Here is a 14,696-nt window from a genome sequence, read left to right on the forward strand (position 1 = left end):
AAAACGTGTAGCGCCCGCTCACTTCAGGTAAGGGGACCAGGACGGTTCTCTGACTTCGCCTTGAGCGGTAGGAAGCGGGAGCCTAACGCGTCCATTAATGGACACGAGCATCAAGACTCCCCGGCCCTGTTGGCGGGTGGCGTAGATTACCATGGTGCCGTTGGGCGCAACAGTAGGCGACTCGTCCAGAGTGCTATCAGTGAGGATTTTTACACTTCCCCGCTGCAAATCCTGGGCTGCCACCTTGAAATTGGTGAAACCGTCCTGGCGATGGATCATTACCAGGGTCTTTTCATCAGCCGAAAGCTTCGGGTTGGCGTTGTAGTTACCGATAAAGGTCACTCGCTCCGCACCGCCGCCACTTGCACTGGTTTTGTAGATCTGTGGTTTGCCGCCACGGTCCGAGGTGAAGTAGATGGTCGAACCATCCTTGCCCCAGTACGGTTCGGTGTTGATGCCAGGACCTGCGGTCACGCGAGTGATCTGACGCGAAGCCAGGTTCATCACGTAGATGTCCGGGTTGCCGTCCTTCGACAGTACGAACGCCAGGCGATCACCATTCGGCGACCAGGCAGGAGCACCGTTCAGGCCTTCGAAGTTGGTGATCTGCTCACGGCGACCGGTGTCGATGTTCTGCATGAAGATGCGTGGACGCTTCTGCTCGAACGACACGTAGGCAATACGCTTGCCGTCCGGTGCGAAACGCGGCGACAGGATTGGCTCGCGCGATTGCAGCAGGGTTACGGCGCGAGCACCGTCATAGTCCGAACGTTGCAGCGTGTAACGGGTGTTCTTCTCGGAGAAGCGTTCAGCCGTCACGTACAGCAGGCGAGTCGAGAACGCACCGTCGATACCGGTGAGTTTCTGGAACGACTGGTCAGAGATGAAGTGCGCCATGTCGCGCAGTTGCTCGGTCGTGCCGGAAACACTGCCGTCCGCCACTTTCTGCTCGGTAGCGACGTTGAACAGAGCCCACTGCACTTGCAAGCGGCCACCGGCCGGCACGATGTTGCCGACCATGATGAACTGAGCACCTACCGCCTTCCAGTCACGGAAGATGATTTCGCTCGGCTGGCTTGGCTGGCTGATCATGTTCTGCTTTGGAATCGGAGCGTAGTAGCCCGAGTTGCGCAGATCGTTACCAACGATTTCAGCAATGTCGTCCGGCAGGACGGCGCCGCCCTGGAAGCCGAACGGCACGACGGCAATTGGCGTTGCCTGGGAGCTGCCACTGCTGACCAGGATATTTTTTTCATCTGCCGAAGCCAGTCCTGCAAAGCAGAACATGACTACAAGCAGTCCTCGAAGAAGGTTTCTCACAAGGCTAGATCCTCAGGTGTGAATGTCATCTTGAATGAACGATAGGGTGCGAAATCCGCTGGCTTCAGACCCTGCATTTCGGTCAATCGACCAATATTTTTTACAGCCGCGACGGCAGAGCTGTCGAACGGCGCGTCACCGCTGGAATGAGCAACCGAAACACCGGAGATCGTTCCGTCAGGGAGCATGTTGATTTGCAGTACCACCTTCATGCCTTTACGGGCCGACGGAGGCTGCGCCCAACCTTCAGATGCTCGCGAACGAATCAGATCATCGAAGTTGCCGGCGGTTTCATCACCCACTTCATCTGCCAAAGCCTGCTGACGCTCGGTCTTGTCGGACAGCAGGTCGGCCAGAGCCTGAGCCTTCTTGTCCTCGACCGATTTGCGTGCCGCGTCCTGCGCTTTCTTCTTCGCAGCATCGGCAGCAGCTTTCTTCTTGGCGTCTTCGGCGACTTTCTTCTTCGCCTCTTCAGCTTCGGATTTCTTCTTGGCGTCTTCGGCGGCTTTCTTCTTCGCGTCTTCGACGATTTTCTTCTTGGCTTCTTCAGCGGCCTCTTTCTTGGCCTCTTCTTCAGCAGCCTTCTTGGCCTCTTCTTCGGCTTTCTTCTTGGCTATATCAGCCAATTGTTTCTCTTCTGCCTTCTTGGCGTCGGCGGCTTTCTTCGCGTCTTCGGTTTTCTTGGCTTCGTCAGCCTTCTTCGCCTGTTCCGCTTTCTTCGCCTCGTCGGCCTTCTTGGCTTCCTCGGCCTTTTGAGCCGCTTCTTCTTTCTTTTGTTCCGCAGCCTTCACCGCTTCCTGCTCGACCTTTTTCTGCTCCATCTGCTCGACTTCGGTCTGACGCGCGGCGGATTTCTTCGCCTCACCCGCAATCTTCTGATTGGTCTGGGTGGTCGCCTGACTTTTCGATTTCAGCTGGTACAGGGTCGCCTGGACAATCGGCTTGGCCACCGGCAGCTCAGGCGTCAGGGCAAAACTGACGAACAGCATGCCGAACACCAGCACGTGCAAGCCAATCGCCCAGACACTAGGCCAGAAGTAGCTTTCCGAGGCGGACGGCTCTCGCTGTTGCTGCATCAGGGGGCCTCGGTAATCAAGCCAACATTACCGACCCCGGCTTTCTGCAACCCGCCCATGGCGCCCATGACGGAGCCATAATCGACGGACTTGTCGCCACGGATGAAGACCTGGGTACGCTTGCCGCCTTCAGTGCCGGCGCGAATGATCTTGGTCACCGCATCGGTCATCTGCGGCAGGGTCATGGCCCTGTCCTGTTGCTTTTCAGTATCGACTTCGCTGCCAAGGTTCCAGTAGTAGGTCTTGTCAGCCTTGATCGAAATGGTCAGCACCTGGGTGTTGTTGTCCTGCGGCAAGGCTTCGCTGGAAACCTTGGGCAGATCCACTTTCACGCCCTGATTGAGCATCGGCGCAGTCACCATGAAGATGACCAGCAGCACCAGCATCACGTCGATGTAAGGCACTACGTTCATCTCGGCGACCGGCTTGCGCTTGTGTCGGGCTCGAGTGATTAAAGCCATCGGGAAATACCTGCTTATTCTTCGCTGGTGTGCACTTTGCGGTGCAGGATCGCCTGGAATTCATCGGCGAAGGTGTAGTAGCGGCTCAGCAAGGTTTCGCTGCGGGCAGAGAAACGGTTGTAAGCGATAACGGCCGGGATCGCGGCGAACAGGCCGATCGCGGTGGCGATCAGGGCTTCGGCGATGCCTGGAGCCACAGTGGCCAGAGTGGCCTGTTGTGCGCTGGCCAGGCCGCGGAAGGAGTTCATGATCCCCCAGACGGTACCGAACAGACCGATGTACGGGCTGACCGAACCTACGGTGGCGAGGAATGGCAGGCTCTGCTCGAGCTTTTCTTCCTCGCGGGAGATGGCAACACGCATGGCACGGGCCACGCCTTCCATCACCGCTTCAGGATCGACACCCGGCTGCTGGCGCAGGCGCGAGAACTCTTTGAAGCCGGCACGGAAGATCTGCTCGACGCCCGAATCCGGATCCGGGTTGCTGCCGGCCTGACGATAGAGCTTGGACAGGTCGATACCCGACCAGAAGCGCTCCTCGAAGCTCTCCAGGGCACGTCGACCGGCGCGTATCAGATTGCTGCGCTGAAAGATCATGATCCATGAGGTCACCGATGCGGCCACCAGAGTCAACATTACCAACTGCACCACGATGCTGGCATTGCTGACCAGGCTCCACATGGAGGAATGGTCGACGACGTTAGCTTCCACGCTTTATCTCCTGCTTTAAGTGTGTACCCGTGCCGACCGCGTCGGCGAAAGCCGCACGCAAGTCTTCGGGAAGGGCCCGGGGTTTCAAACTGTTAGTGCGCACACAGGCCACCAGAAACTGCCCCTCACAGAGCAGCACATTATCCGTTGCCCGCCTGACCTGCTGTCTGAAGCGCAGGCTGGCACGGTTCAATTCGATTACATCAGCGCTTACCAGCAGCTCGTCGTCCAGTCGCGCCGGCGCGTGGTAACGCGCTTCGCTGGAGTGCACGACGAACAACAGGTCCTCCCCTGCCAGCGCCGACTGGGCAAAGCCCAGCTCCCGGAGCCGCTCGGTTCGAGCCCGTTCCATAAACTTGAGGTAATTAACGTAATACACGATGCCGCCCGCATCGGTGTCCTCGTAATAAACGCGACAACGATGTGCGAACGACTCAAGCCCGTTTTGCGCGCGCATACTCTAGTGCTTACTCCTCGGGTTGCCAATCCAGCCAGGCAACTGTTTTTCATTGTTCGAAGGCTTTACCGCAAAAGTACCGTCCTGAGACAGTACAAACGCTGAATAAATCGACAATAAATGTGTATTAATCGTCCACGGCATCGAGAAACTCGTCTACCACAGGCATCTCGCCCATTCGTGACGGAATGTTTAAACCAAAATGCAGGTACGCGTGCCGGGTGACCACCCTGCCCCGTGGCGTACGCATGATGTAACCCTGCTGAATCAGGTACGGCTCCAGCACATCTTCGATGGTGTGGCGTTCTTCGCTGATCGCCGCCGCCAGGCTGTCGATACCGACCGGGCCGCCATCGAACTTCTCGATCATGGTCAACAGCAAACGCCGGTCCTGATGATCGAAGCCGTGCTCGTCGACATCCAGCAGGTTCAGCGCCAGGTCGGCGACGGACTTGGTGATGTGGCCCTTGGCCCGGACTTCGGCGAAATCCCGCACCCGGCGCAACAACCGATTGGCGATCCGCGGCGTACCCCGAGCACGACGGGCAATCTCGAAGGCACCTTCCGGGTCCAGCGGCAGGCCGAGGATGTTCGCCGAACGGCTGACAATCGTCGCCAGGTCGGCGGTGCTGTAGAACTCAAGACGCTGGACGATACCGAAACGGTCACGCAGCGGATTGGTCAGCATCCCCGCCCGCGTCGTCGCGCCAACGAGGGTGAACGGCGGCAGATCGAGCTTGATCGAACGCGCCGCCGGTCCCTCGCCGATCATGATGTCGAGCTGGAAATCTTCCATCGCCGGATACAGCACTTCTTCGACGATTGGCGACAAACGATGGATTTCATCGATGAACAGCACGTCGTGCGGCTCAAGATTGGTCAGCAGCGCCGCCAGATCGCCTGGCCGTTCAAGCACCGGGCCCGAAGTACTTTTGATCGACACGCCCATTTCCTGGGCAATGATGTTCGCCAGCGTGGTCTTGCCCAAACCCGGCGGGCCGAAGATCAGGGTGTGGTCGAGGGATTCGCTACGGCCACGGGCGGCTTGGATAAACAGTTCCATCTGCTCGCGAACGGTCGGCTGGCCGATGTATTCGGCCAGGCTGACGGGACGTATCGCCCGATCCTGGACTTCTTCGCGCTCACGCGGACTGTGCGTGGCGGCGATCAGACGATCAGCTTCAATCACTTAAATCATTCCCTTCAGGGCGCGTCGGATCATGTCTTCGCTGCTCAAGCCTTTCTCTTTGATCGCGGAAATCGCCTTGCTGGCTTCCTGCGGCTTATAGCCCAGGGAAATCAGCGCGCTGACCGCGTCGTTCTCGGCGGTGTTGACCGGCGCCGGGCCGTCCGGCTGGTTCGGCACCAGCGCAAACATGGCCGGCGAGGTTTCCCACGCCTTGAAGCGATCCTTGAGCTCCACCAGCAGACGCTCGGCGGTTTTCTTGCCCACACCCGGCACCTTGGTCAGCGCCGAGGTGTCCTGGGACTGCACGCAACGGATCAGTTCATCGACTTCCAGGCTCGACATCAAGGCCAGGGCCAGTTTCGGCCCCACACCATTGAGACGGATCAACTCGCGAAAAAAGTCTCGCTCACGCTTGCCGGCAAAACCATAGAGTAACTGCGCATCTTCGCGCACGACCAGATGGGTGTGCAGGGTCAGCGGTTCACCGACCGACGGCAGGCGATACAAGGTGGTCATGGGCACTTCCAGCTCATACCCGAGGCCGTTTACATCCAGAATCAGGTGCGGCGGCTGTTTTTCAGCGAGGGTGCCGCGCAAGCGTCCAATCACGTTTCAGATCCTTGAGCGTTGGCCAGCCGTGGGCTGGCGACAATCAAAACGAAGAAACTCCGGCCGACAACACAGGCGCGCAAGTCCACATTCCGTAAATTTGATGCTGATGCTATCAGAGACGCAGGCGCCCGCCACGACTGCGTGCGGTTCCCAGACCGTGCGGCAGCAGACTGGAGCGAGTGTGCGCATGGCAAATGGCAATGGCCAGGGCGTCCGAGGCATCGATTTGCGGCTTGCTGGTCAGTTTGAGCATGTGCATGACCATCATCTGCACCTGCTCTTTATTGGCGGCGCCGGTGCCGACCACGGCCTGCTTGACCTGAGTTGCCGTGTACTCGGCGATCTCCAGGCTCTCTTCGGCGCCTGCAACGATAGCGGCCCCACGGGCCTGCCCAAGCTTCAGCGCCGAATCGGCGTTTTTCGCCATGAACACTTTTTCGATGCCCATGGTCACCGGGCCATAGGTCTGGATAATCTCGCGTACGCCGCGATAGACGATTTGCAGGCGCTCGTGCAGCTCACCGGCGCCAGTGCGGATGCAGCCCGAGGCGACATAGATGCAACCGCCGCGTCCGGTATCACGAACAATGCCGTAACCGGTAATGCGCGAACCGGGGTCGATACCAAGAATTAAAGTCATAAGCCTGCAGATTCGAAAAAACACAAAAACAAATGTGGGAGCTGGCTTGCCCGCGATCACACAGGCAAGTCCGCTCCCACATTGAATCCTAGTCGCTCTTAACCGAGCTGAGCAGCCACGTCTTCCGGAATGTCCGCGTTGGAATAGACGTTTTGCACGTCGTCCAGGTCTTCCAGCATGTCGATCAGCTTGAGCACCTTCTCCGCCCCTTCCAGATCCAGTTCGGCGCTGGTGGTCGGCTGCATGACGATTTCCGCGTCGTCACCCTTGAAACCGGCCGCTTCCAGCGCGTTTCGCACCGCGTAGAAGCTGGTGAACGAGGTGAACACGTCAATCGAGCCGTCTTCATGAGTAACCACGTCATCGGCGTCGGCTTCCAGCGCCGCTTCCGTCAGTGCGTCTTCATCGACACCCGGCGCAAAGCTGATCTGGCCCTTGCGCTCGAACAGATACGCCACCGAGCCGTCAGTACCGAGGTTGCCGCCACACTTGCTGAACGCATGACGCACGGCCGCTGCGGTACGGTTGCGGTTGTCGGTCATGCACTCGACCATCACCGCCACGCCACCCGGGCCGTAACCTTCGTAGGTCAGTTCTTCAACGTTGTCCGCCTCGGTCGCACCGGCGCCACGGGCCACCGCACGATCGATGATGTCGCGGCTCATGTTGGCACCCAGCGCCTTGTCCAGGGCCAGACGCAGACGCGGGTTGGAACCCGGATCGCCACCGCCCTGACGGGCCGCAACGGTCAGTTCACGGATCCACTTGGTGAAGATCTTGCCTCGTTTGGCATCCTGACGTTCTTTGCGGTGCTTGATGTTCGCCCACTTGGAATGACCTGCCATATCTCGCTCCGAATTCTCTTTGAAACGTTGCCCGCCATGCTCGCGCATCGGCCGGCAAACACAAAATTGCGACCTGCTTTCATGGGGTACAGAAAGAAAAAAGGCGCATCCGAAGATGCGCCTTCAGGCCCGTCTTACTCAGCCTTTGGCGTTTCGCGCAAACGAATGTGCAATTCGCGCAATGCCTTGGCATCCACAACACCCGGCGCCTGCGTCATCACGTCGGCAGCACTCTGGGTTTTCGGGAAGGCGATCACTTCACGGATCGACTGGGCACCGGTCATCAGCATCACCAGACGGTCCAGACCAAAGGCCAGACCACCGTGCGGCGGCGCACCGTATTTCAGGGCGTCGAGCAGGAAGCCGAACTTCTCTTCCTGTTCCGCTTCGTTGATGCCCAACAGGCGGAATACCGCTTGCTGCATCTCTTTACGGTGGATACGGATCGAACCGCCACCCAGCTCGGTGCCGTTCAGCACCATGTCGTAGGCACGGGACAGAGCGCCCGCCGGGTTGGCTTCGAGCTCTTCCGGGGTGCACTTCGGCGCAGTGAACGGGTGATGCAGAGCAGAGAAGCTGCCGTCATCGTTCTCTTCGAACATCGGGAAGTCGACGACCCACATCGGCGCCCACTTGCAGGTCAGCAGGTTCAGGTCGTGACCGAGCTTGATACGCAGCGCGCCCAGAGCTTCGCTGACGATCTTGGCCTTGTCGGCGCCGAAGAACACGATATCGCCATCAACTGCACCGACGCGATCGAGGATCACGTTCAGGTTGGCTTCCGGGATGTTTTTCACGATCGGCGATTGCAGACCTTCAACACCGGCAGCACGCTCGTTGACCTTGATGTACGCCAGGCCCTTGGCACCGTAGATGCCGACGAACTTGGTGTAGTCGTCGATCTGCTTGCGCGGCATGCTCGCGCCGCCTGGAACGCGCAGTGCGGCGATACGGCATTTCGGGTCGTTGGCCGGGCCGCTGAACACCTTGAAATCAACTTCTTTCAGTTGATCGGCAACGTCGACCAGTTCCAGCGGGATACGCAGGTCTGGCTTGTCGGAACCGTAACGGCGCATGGCTTCTTCGAAAGTCATGTGCGGGAACTCGCCGAATTCCAGATCCAGCACTTCCTTGAACAGGTTGCGGATCATTTGCTCGGTCAGGCCCATGATCTCTTTTTCATCGAGGAAGCTGGTCTCGATGTCGATCTGGGTGAATTCCGGCTGACGGTCGGCGCGCAGGTCTTCGTCACGGAAGCACTTGGCGATCTGGTAGTAACGGTCGAAGCCGGCGACCATCAGCAGTTGCTTGAACAGCTGTGGCGATTGCGGCAGCGCGAAGAACGAACCGGCGTGAGTACGGCTCGGCACGAGGTAATCGCGCGCGCCTTCAGGCGTTGCACGGGTCAGGATCGGCGTTTCAACGTCGAGGAAGCCGTTTTCGTCCAGGAAGCGACGGATGCTGGTGGTCATGCGCGAACGCAGACGCAGCTTCTCGGCCATTTCCGGACGACGCAGGTCGAGGAAGCGATAGCGCAGACGGGTTTCTTCGCCAACGTCGGAGAACTCGTTCAGCGGGAACGGCGGGGTTTCCGACTCGTTCAGCACTTCCAGCTCGTAGCCCAGGACTTCGATCATGCCCGACGCCATGTTGGCGTTGGTGGCACCGGCCGGACGCAGACGCACCTTGCCGGTGATCTTCACGACGTATTCGCTGCGCACGCGGTCGGCGGCGGCGAAGCTCTCGGCGCGATCCGGGTCGAACACCACCTGGGCCAGACCATCACGATCACGGATATCGAGGAAAATCACCCCGCCGTGGTCGCGGCGACGGTGAACCCATCCGCAAAGGGTAATTTCCTGGCCTTCCAGGCTTTCGTTCAGTTGGCCGCAATAATGGCTGCGCATCATGGTAGTGGTTTCGCTTCTCGTAATTCGAAATTCGGTGGAGATCCATCGCACTCAAGCTATGTGCGACCGGTGGATACTCGCGCGTGTCGTTCGACCTGGGTCTGAACCCTAGTCAGATTTGTCGCCACCGGCCAGATTCTTCTTCGCGCCGGTCTTGAAATCGGTTTCGTACCAACCGCTGCCGCTGAGGCGAAAGCCTGGCATGGACAGCTGTTTCTTGAGCTCTGGTGCCTGACAGGCAGGGCAATCGATCAGCGGTGCATCACTGATCTTTTGAATGGCTTCCAACTGATGACCACAGGAAGCACATTGGTAATCGTACATCGGCATGGCGTTGTCTCGGCGATCAGATTGCCAGCTCCCGCAGGGCGGTGTGGCGAAAGAGCGGGATTATATCCATTAAATGCGGCCTGTGCAGCCGGAAGACTGCACAGGCCGCCCAGTCATTGACAACCCCCGGTGGTCACCGGGGCATCGCGCAAGCCATGTACGACACACACCACCCGTACCAGACCGCTGAAGTTCTTCACGCCACCATGACGCAAGTGCACTTCGCGGTCGACACGGGATAACAGCGTGCCGACCGAACAGCAATTTTCCTCGGCCATGCGACCCAGAATATTCCAGTAGACCTGCTCCAGCCGCATGCAGGTCGCAAACCCGTTCAAACGCACCGACCGGGCCAATGGCCGAATCAATGCCATGTCGAATTCGTCAAGAAACGGCGCCGCGGCTCTGTCCTGCTGTGAGCCGATGGCGATTTCACTTCGCCTGTCTCCACCTTCCATATCGTTGACACTCCTTTGCCATCGCTGCTTGTTTTCAAGGCAACATCCTGTGACCTCATTAAAAGCGCAGGGGCAAAGGTATATCCAGACGACTTTTTGACCGTCGACGTAGGATAAGCCAACACAACAGGGAGGATCATGGACCAGCGAAGTGCTTACTTCGCTTCCTACAATAGCGAACGCTTTTTCCCGGCCAAAACGGGCGCACGACCCACAAACGGTGTCCGTGCGCCTCGGGCGATCAGGCTTCGAGCAGTGCCCTGAGCATCCACGCGGTTTTCTCGTGGACTTGCATGCGCTGAGTCAGAAGATCAGCCGTCGGCTCGTCACTGACTTTATCCAGCAGCGGGAAAATCCCCCGCGCAGTGCGAGTGACCGCTTCCTGGCCTTCGACCAGTTGTTTGATCATGTCCTCGGCACTCGGCACGCCCACTTCTTCTTTAATAGAGGAAAGACGCGCGTAAGTCGCATAGGCGCCCGGCGCAGGGAATCCCAGGGCGCGGATGCGCTCGGCGATCGAGTCCACGGCCAGGGCCAGTTCGTTGTATTGCTCTTCGAACATCAGGTGCAGGGTCCGGAACATCGGCCCGGTGACGTTCCAGTGGAAGTTGTGGGTTTTCAGATACAGCACATAGGTGTCCGACAGCAGACGCGAAAGCCCTTCGACGATGGATTTGCGGTCTTCTTCACTGATACCGATATCGATTGCCATGCTTACCCCCTAACGGCGATTGAATTCATCCAGCAGGTGTCGGTTCACTGTAGCAAGGCCTCCCTCCCATGGCAGCCCCCGTATCGACCCGATAGAGGCGACAAATCGCCCCACGCCCTGCCGCTGGCCGGCGTTATTTGAGTAGCTGCAGGCTTTACTGTTAAATAGGCAGTGTGTCGCTACGCCCTGTTTTCCGGGTGTTGCGCATAGGCTGATGCCGGGCACGTGTCCAACGCCTCTTATTGTTCCGAAGCGAACCGTGCGCCTTCAGCTCTTCCTTGTGAGCCGTCATAACGTGAGTCATTAAAAATGTTGAAAATCGTCCACCTGCTAATGGGCGCAGCAGCCTTGCTGCTGTCCTTCATACCTAGCTTGAGATCCGAAGCCGTACCTTACCTGCAACAGCCCGATGCACTTTACCTGGCCTTTTTCGGCCTGCTGAACCTGGTTCTCGCTCCAGTGATCCCGTACTGGAACAAAGGCCCGCGCCAGCATCTGCAAAATCTGGTCAGCGCATTGCTGGTACTGACCGTCGTCCTGCAAACCCTGACCCTGATCGCGCCGATGCCTGTCATCGCCGGCCAGCCAGCTGTGCTGTTCAGCCTGGTCATTGCTCTGGTTGCCGTGGCCGTGCACCTGGCCGTCAGCTTCTATAAATCCTCACCGGCCGCCGCCGCGCAAAGCTACGACATGAGCAACCGCGATACCGGCACCGTCAAGTGGTTCAACACCTCCAAGGGCTTCGGCTTTATCTCCCGGGATTCCGGCGATGATATTTTCGTGCACTTTCGCGCCATCCGTGGCGAAGGCCACCGCGTTCTGGTCGAAGGCCAGCGCGTGGAGTTCTCGGTGATGAACCGTGACAAAGGCCTGCAAGCCGAAGACGTGATCGCCGCCCTGCCGCGTCGCTGATCTGAAACGAAAAAACCGCGAACAGCCTGGCTGTTCGCGGTTTTCTTTTTTTACAGGATCATGCCCACACAAAATGCAGAAGTTCAGTAGTGCGGCGGCGGCGCGTCTTCTTCGAAGGACCCGAACTGGCCGACCATTTCTTCCTGCCGCTTCAGCAGCGCGGCCATCTGCAATTGCAGACGCTCCACCACCCTCTGTTGCGCCACCAGCACGTCGTTCAACGCCTGAATGGTGTCGTCCTGAAACGCCAGACGGCTTTCCAGATCGTTGACGCGTTCTTCCAGGCTCATGATCAAACCTCCAGAAACTTGAAATCTTCGTCCAGCACCAGGCGCAGGCGCTCGCGGATCGCGGCTACCTGCTCGGCGCTGTAAGGTTTGGCGGGATGTTTGCCCCAGACCGGCGCCGGCCATGCGGCATCATCACGTTTGCGCACGATCACATGCATGTGCAGCTGGCTGACAACGTTACCCAAGGTGGCAACGTTCATCTTGTCGGCATCGAACGAGTCCTTGAGCACCTCCGCCAGGGCTGTGGTTTCCTGCCACAGACGCTGCTGGTCGGCGACATCCAATTGAAACAACTCGCTGATATCGTCGCGACGAGGTACCAGGATGAACCAAGGGTAGTTGGCGTCGTTGGACAGCAGCAGCCGGCAGAGCGGGAAGTCGCCGATGATCAGCGTGTCCTGTTGAAGTCGTGAATCTAAAGCAAACACTGGGTGTACTCCCGGCTGATCGACAATATTCAGCTTAGTGGGCCAGCCCGGTGGAGGGCACACTAAACGACAGGACGGCAGCATACCTTCGAATGCCCTGCCCTTCACGATGAAGCGGCGCCCCGACATGGAACATTTCTGGCGATCGCGCACCAGCACGAGACCCACCGCGCCAGGCAACACGCCGGAATGACCGCGACTCACTACCGCGTTCAGGGTCATGACAGGGTGCAAGTGTTTGAATTCAGTACAGCCAGAAAAATTATTTGCACCAAAACCGTACAGTGCGTCTACGCTCAATGGCTCGGGCATCCGCCAAATACTCACTGGCAGGGTGAACCGGTAACGTTTTTGGTTGTCATGCGCAAAAACGCGCGAGGCAACACCAAGCGAGCAAGCGCGTCAACCCTCATCAAAAAGGGGCGCGCGAGCCCGTATTTACAAGGTTTTTACAGCAGCGAGCGGGGTCAGAGAAAAATAACCGCATCAATTTTGCGGTTTGTGCACGCTTGTTGCATTCGTACTCATATGGGCTATGAGCACGCCACGGGAAGTGGTTGCTCAAAGCCCGAAAAAAACAGTGGCAGGGTTGCCCGATGGAGATTCAAGTGTTTTGCCAGGGACTCTTTTTTACCGATGCAAAAAGGCCCAGAAACAGCGATAAAGTTGTCAGTCCGGCTGCATTGGTACTGTGAATTTGCGACATCAACCAAGCCATTTGCGACAGCGTCGTAAAGAACATGAAAGGTTGTATGCGCAAGTATCGCCAACATTGTCGGCGTGATATAAGTTTGCGCCGACACAAAAAGAAAGAGCCGCCCAGATAATAAAACAGGTGGGACGGCAGTACTCTTCTAAAACCAAAGGAGCAAATCACGATGCGCGTGATGAAGTGGAGCATGATCGCACTGGCCGTTACAGCAGCCAGTACTCAGTTGGCTACGGCCGCACCGTTTGTTAGTGACCAGTCTGAAGCCAAAGGCTTTGTTGAAGACGCCAAACTGACCGAAACGTTGAAGAACTACTACTTCAACCGTGACAACAAGAACGGCGGCCGCGACCAGAAAGACTGGACCCAGGGCTTCCTCACCAACTTCAACTCCGGTTACACCCAAGGTACTGTCGGCGTAGGTATCGACGCATTCGGTTACCTGGCTGTCAAACTGGATGGCGGTGACGGCACTTCCGGTTCGGGCAACATGAGCCGTAGCGACACCCCGAATGCCCACGGCGTTCGTGAAGCGGACAATAGCCAAGGCAAAGCCGGCGCTGCCATCAAGTTCCGCATCTCCAAAACCGAGCTGAAAATCGGTGATCAGCAGCCAAGCACTGCTCCAGTGTTCGCTGTCGGCGGTTCCCGCATCCTTCCTCAAACTGCCAGCGGCTTCCAGCTGCAGAGCAGCGAAGTCAAAGATCTTGACCTCGAAGCCGGTCACTTCTACTCGGCGACCAGCCAGGACAAGAACGCCCGTGACGGCGAGCTGTGGGCAACCTACGCCAACGTCAAGGCTGACTCGATCGACTACTTCGGCGGCAAATACGGCATCACCGACAACCTGTCGGCTTCGCTGTACGGCGCCAAACTGGAAGACATCTGGAACCAGTACTACGCCAACGTGAACCTCACCACCCCATTCGGTGGTGACACTTCGCTGAACACTGACTTCAACATTTACCGCACCACTGACACCGGCAGCGCCAAAGCTGGCGAGATCAGCAACACTGCGTTCTCCCTGGCAACCGCCTTGTCGTTCCTGAAGGCGCACACCTTCACCCTGGCCTTCCAGAAGGTCAATGGCGATACTCCGTTCGACTACATCGGTGTCGGTGGCCACGGTCCTTCGAACCGCGGTGGCGACTCGATCTTCCTCGCCAACTCCATCCAGTACTCTGACTTCAACGGCCCAGGCGAGAAATCCCTGCAAGCCCGTTACGACCTGAAAATGGCTGAGTATGGCGTTCCTGGCCTGAGCTTCATGGTTCGTTACGTCAAAGGTTGGGACATCGACGGTACCCACACTCCGGCGGGCAGCTCTTACACCGGTGCTTACGGTGAAGACGGCAAACACCACGAAACCAACTTTGAAGCCAAATATGTGGTTCAAAGCGGTCCGGCAAAAGACCTGTCCTTCCGTATTCGTCAAGCGTGGCACGTTGCTAACGCTGATGAAGGCGAAGGCGACGTTAAAGAGTTCCGTCTGATCACCGAGTACCCACTGAACATCTTGTAATCGTCAGTGGTTAGTTTGGTAGCATAAAAAAAGGCCCATCTTCGGATGGGCCTTTTTTGTTATCTGTCACTTGTAATAAATGCCTGACCAACAAGTCAGGCAATTAATTAGCAAC

Annotated in this window: 17 protein-coding genes; 2 read left to right on the plus strand and 15 right to left on the minus strand. The window is 57.9% G+C overall.

Annotated features, from left to right (window positions below):
* Window positions 1–18: 18 nt before the first annotated feature.
* The 13 genes from tolB to IF199_RS23520 form a co-directional block, all read right to left on the minus strand.
* Window positions 19–1,287 carry a Tol-Pal system beta propeller repeat protein TolB gene (gene tolB / locus IF199_RS23460; protein ID WP_217993298.1) on the minus strand — a complete coding sequence of 423 codons (1,269 nt, stop codon included), beginning with the start codon at window positions 1,285–1,287 and terminating at the stop codon, window positions 19–21.
* A 29-nt stretch (window positions 1,288–1,316) separates the two neighbouring features.
* Window positions 1,317–2,396: a cell envelope integrity protein TolA gene (gene tolA, locus IF199_RS23465; RefSeq protein WP_096818292.1), complete on the minus strand. Its 1,080-nt coding sequence runs from the start codon at window positions 2,394–2,396 to the stop codon at window positions 1,317–1,319.
* Complete coding sequence (gene tolR / locus IF199_RS23470) at window positions 2,396–2,848, minus strand: protein TolR (RefSeq protein WP_162803534.1); 453 nt, start codon at window positions 2,846–2,848, stop codon at window positions 2,396–2,398. Before tolR ends, tolA begins: the two co-directional genes overlap by 1 nt.
* A gap of 23 nt (window positions 2,849–2,871) precedes the next feature.
* Window positions 2,872–3,567: a protein TolQ gene (gene tolQ / locus IF199_RS23475; protein ID WP_039766018.1), complete on the minus strand. Its 696-nt coding sequence runs from the start codon at window positions 3,565–3,567 to the stop codon at window positions 2,872–2,874.
* A complete protein-coding gene (gene ybgC, locus IF199_RS23480; RefSeq protein WP_096818294.1) occupies window positions 3,557–4,024 on the minus strand; it encodes a tol-pal system-associated acyl-CoA thioesterase in 468 nt (155 codons plus the stop codon). The genes tolQ and ybgC overlap by 11 nt, the downstream gene beginning before the upstream one ends.
* A 127-nt stretch (window positions 4,025–4,151) precedes the next feature.
* Window positions 4,152–5,213 (minus strand): Holliday junction branch migration DNA helicase RuvB, encoded by a 1,062-nt coding sequence (gene ruvB / locus IF199_RS23485; protein ID WP_096818296.1) that lies wholly within the window; start codon window positions 5,211–5,213, stop codon window positions 4,152–4,154.
* Window positions 5,214–5,822: a Holliday junction branch migration protein RuvA gene (ruvA, locus tag IF199_RS23490; RefSeq protein ID WP_007951205.1), complete on the minus strand. Its 609-nt coding sequence runs from the start codon at window positions 5,820–5,822 to the stop codon at window positions 5,214–5,216.
* 115 nt (window positions 5,823–5,937) lie between these two features.
* On the minus strand, window positions 5,938–6,465 hold the full coding sequence (gene ruvC / locus IF199_RS23495) for a crossover junction endodeoxyribonuclease RuvC (protein ID WP_007951206.1): 528 nt from the start codon (window positions 6,463–6,465) through the stop codon (window positions 5,938–5,940).
* A 98-nt stretch (window positions 6,466–6,563) separates the two neighbouring features.
* The gene (locus IF199_RS23500; protein WP_085709622.1) at window positions 6,564–7,310 is read right to left on the minus strand and encodes a YebC/PmpR family DNA-binding transcriptional regulator; all 747 of its coding nucleotides are present in this window, start codon (window positions 7,308–7,310) and stop codon (window positions 6,564–6,566) included.
* A gap of 134 nt (window positions 7,311–7,444) precedes the next feature.
* Window positions 7,445–9,220, minus strand: a complete 1,776-nt coding sequence (gene aspS / locus IF199_RS23505) for an aspartate--tRNA ligase (RefSeq protein ID WP_096818297.1) — start codon at window positions 9,218–9,220, stop codon at window positions 7,445–7,447.
* A gap of 108 nt (window positions 9,221–9,328) precedes the next feature.
* Complete coding sequence (locus IF199_RS23510) at window positions 9,329–9,550, minus strand: FmdB family zinc ribbon protein (protein ID WP_096818299.1); 222 nt, start codon at window positions 9,548–9,550, stop codon at window positions 9,329–9,331.
* A gap of 113 nt (window positions 9,551–9,663) precedes the next feature.
* A complete protein-coding gene (locus IF199_RS23515) occupies window positions 9,664–10,008 on the minus strand; it encodes a ribbon-helix-helix domain-containing protein (RefSeq protein ID WP_102621273.1) in 345 nt (114 codons plus the stop codon).
* Between the two features lie 241 nt (window positions 10,009–10,249).
* A complete protein-coding gene (locus IF199_RS23520; RefSeq protein WP_039766007.1) occupies window positions 10,250–10,720 on the minus strand; it encodes a Dps family protein in 471 nt (156 codons plus the stop codon).
* Window positions 10,721–11,029: 309 nt separating this feature from the next.
* On the opposite strand from IF199_RS23520, the gene IF199_RS30480 reads away from it, so the two are divergent.
* Complete coding sequence (locus IF199_RS30480) at window positions 11,030–11,632, plus strand: cold-shock protein (protein ID WP_096818303.1); 603 nt, start codon at window positions 11,030–11,032, stop codon at window positions 11,630–11,632.
* Between the two features lie 83 nt (window positions 11,633–11,715).
* Here the strand turns inward: IF199_RS30480 and IF199_RS23530 are convergent, their stop codons facing one another.
* Together IF199_RS23530 and IF199_RS23535 are read right to left on the minus strand one after the other, a co-directional pair.
* A complete protein-coding gene (locus tag IF199_RS23530; RefSeq protein ID WP_096818305.1) occupies window positions 11,716–11,922 on the minus strand; it encodes a SlyX family protein in 207 nt (68 codons plus the stop codon).
* A gap of 2 nt (window positions 11,923–11,924) precedes the next feature.
* A complete protein-coding gene (locus tag IF199_RS23535; RefSeq protein WP_192560997.1) occupies window positions 11,925–12,350 on the minus strand; it encodes an HIT family protein in 426 nt (141 codons plus the stop codon).
* Between the two features lie 878 nt (window positions 12,351–13,228).
* On the opposite strand from IF199_RS23535, the gene IF199_RS23540 reads away from it, so the two are divergent.
* Window positions 13,229–14,581 (plus strand): OprD family porin, encoded by a 1,353-nt coding sequence (locus tag IF199_RS23540; RefSeq protein ID WP_192558837.1) that lies wholly within the window; start codon window positions 13,229–13,231, stop codon window positions 14,579–14,581.
* Window positions 14,582–14,696 lie beyond the last annotated feature (115 nt).

The organism is Pseudomonas allokribbensis (assembly GCF_014863605.1).
Classification (GTDB): Bacteria; Pseudomonadota; Gammaproteobacteria; order Pseudomonadales; family Pseudomonadaceae; genus Aquipseudomonas; species Aquipseudomonas allokribbensis.

Excerpts from the sequence above, each read along its gene's own strand:
- tolB (WP_217993298.1), bottom strand. The coding sequence starts at position 1,287 with ATGTTCTGCTTTGCAGGACTGGCTTCGGCAGATGAAAAAAATATCCTG.
- tolA (WP_096818292.1), bottom strand. The coding sequence starts at position 2,396 with ATGCAGCAACAGCGAGAGCCGTCCGCCTCGGAAAGCTACTTCTGGCCT.
- ybgC (WP_096818294.1), bottom strand. The coding sequence starts at position 4,024 with ATGCGCGCGCAAAACGGGCTTGAGTCGTTCGCACATCGTTGTCGCGTT.
- ruvC (WP_007951206.1), bottom strand. The coding sequence starts at position 6,465 with ATGACTTTAATTCTTGGTATCGACCCCGGTTCGCGCATTACCGGTTAC.
- IF199_RS23500 (WP_085709622.1), bottom strand. The coding sequence starts at position 7,310 with ATGGCAGGTCATTCCAAGTGGGCGAACATCAAGCACCGCAAAGAACGT.
- aspS (WP_096818297.1), bottom strand. The coding sequence starts at position 9,220 with ATGATGCGCAGCCATTATTGCGGCCAACTGAACGAAAGCCTGGAAGGC.
- IF199_RS23510 (WP_096818299.1), bottom strand. The coding sequence starts at position 9,550 with ATGCCGATGTACGATTACCAATGTGCTTCCTGTGGTCATCAGTTGGAA.
- IF199_RS23515 (WP_102621273.1), bottom strand. The coding sequence starts at position 10,008 with ATGGAAGGTGGAGACAGGCGAAGTGAAATCGCCATCGGCTCACAGCAG.
- IF199_RS23520 (WP_039766007.1), bottom strand. The coding sequence starts at position 10,720 with ATGGCAATCGATATCGGTATCAGTGAAGAAGACCGCAAATCCATCGTC.
- IF199_RS30480 (WP_096818303.1), top strand. The coding sequence starts at position 11,030 with ATGTTGAAAATCGTCCACCTGCTAATGGGCGCAGCAGCCTTGCTGCTG.
- IF199_RS23530 (WP_096818305.1), bottom strand. The coding sequence starts at position 11,922 with ATGAGCCTGGAAGAACGCGTCAACGATCTGGAAAGCCGTCTGGCGTTT.
- IF199_RS23540 (WP_192558837.1), top strand. The coding sequence starts at position 13,229 with ATGCGCGTGATGAAGTGGAGCATGATCGCACTGGCCGTTACAGCAGCC.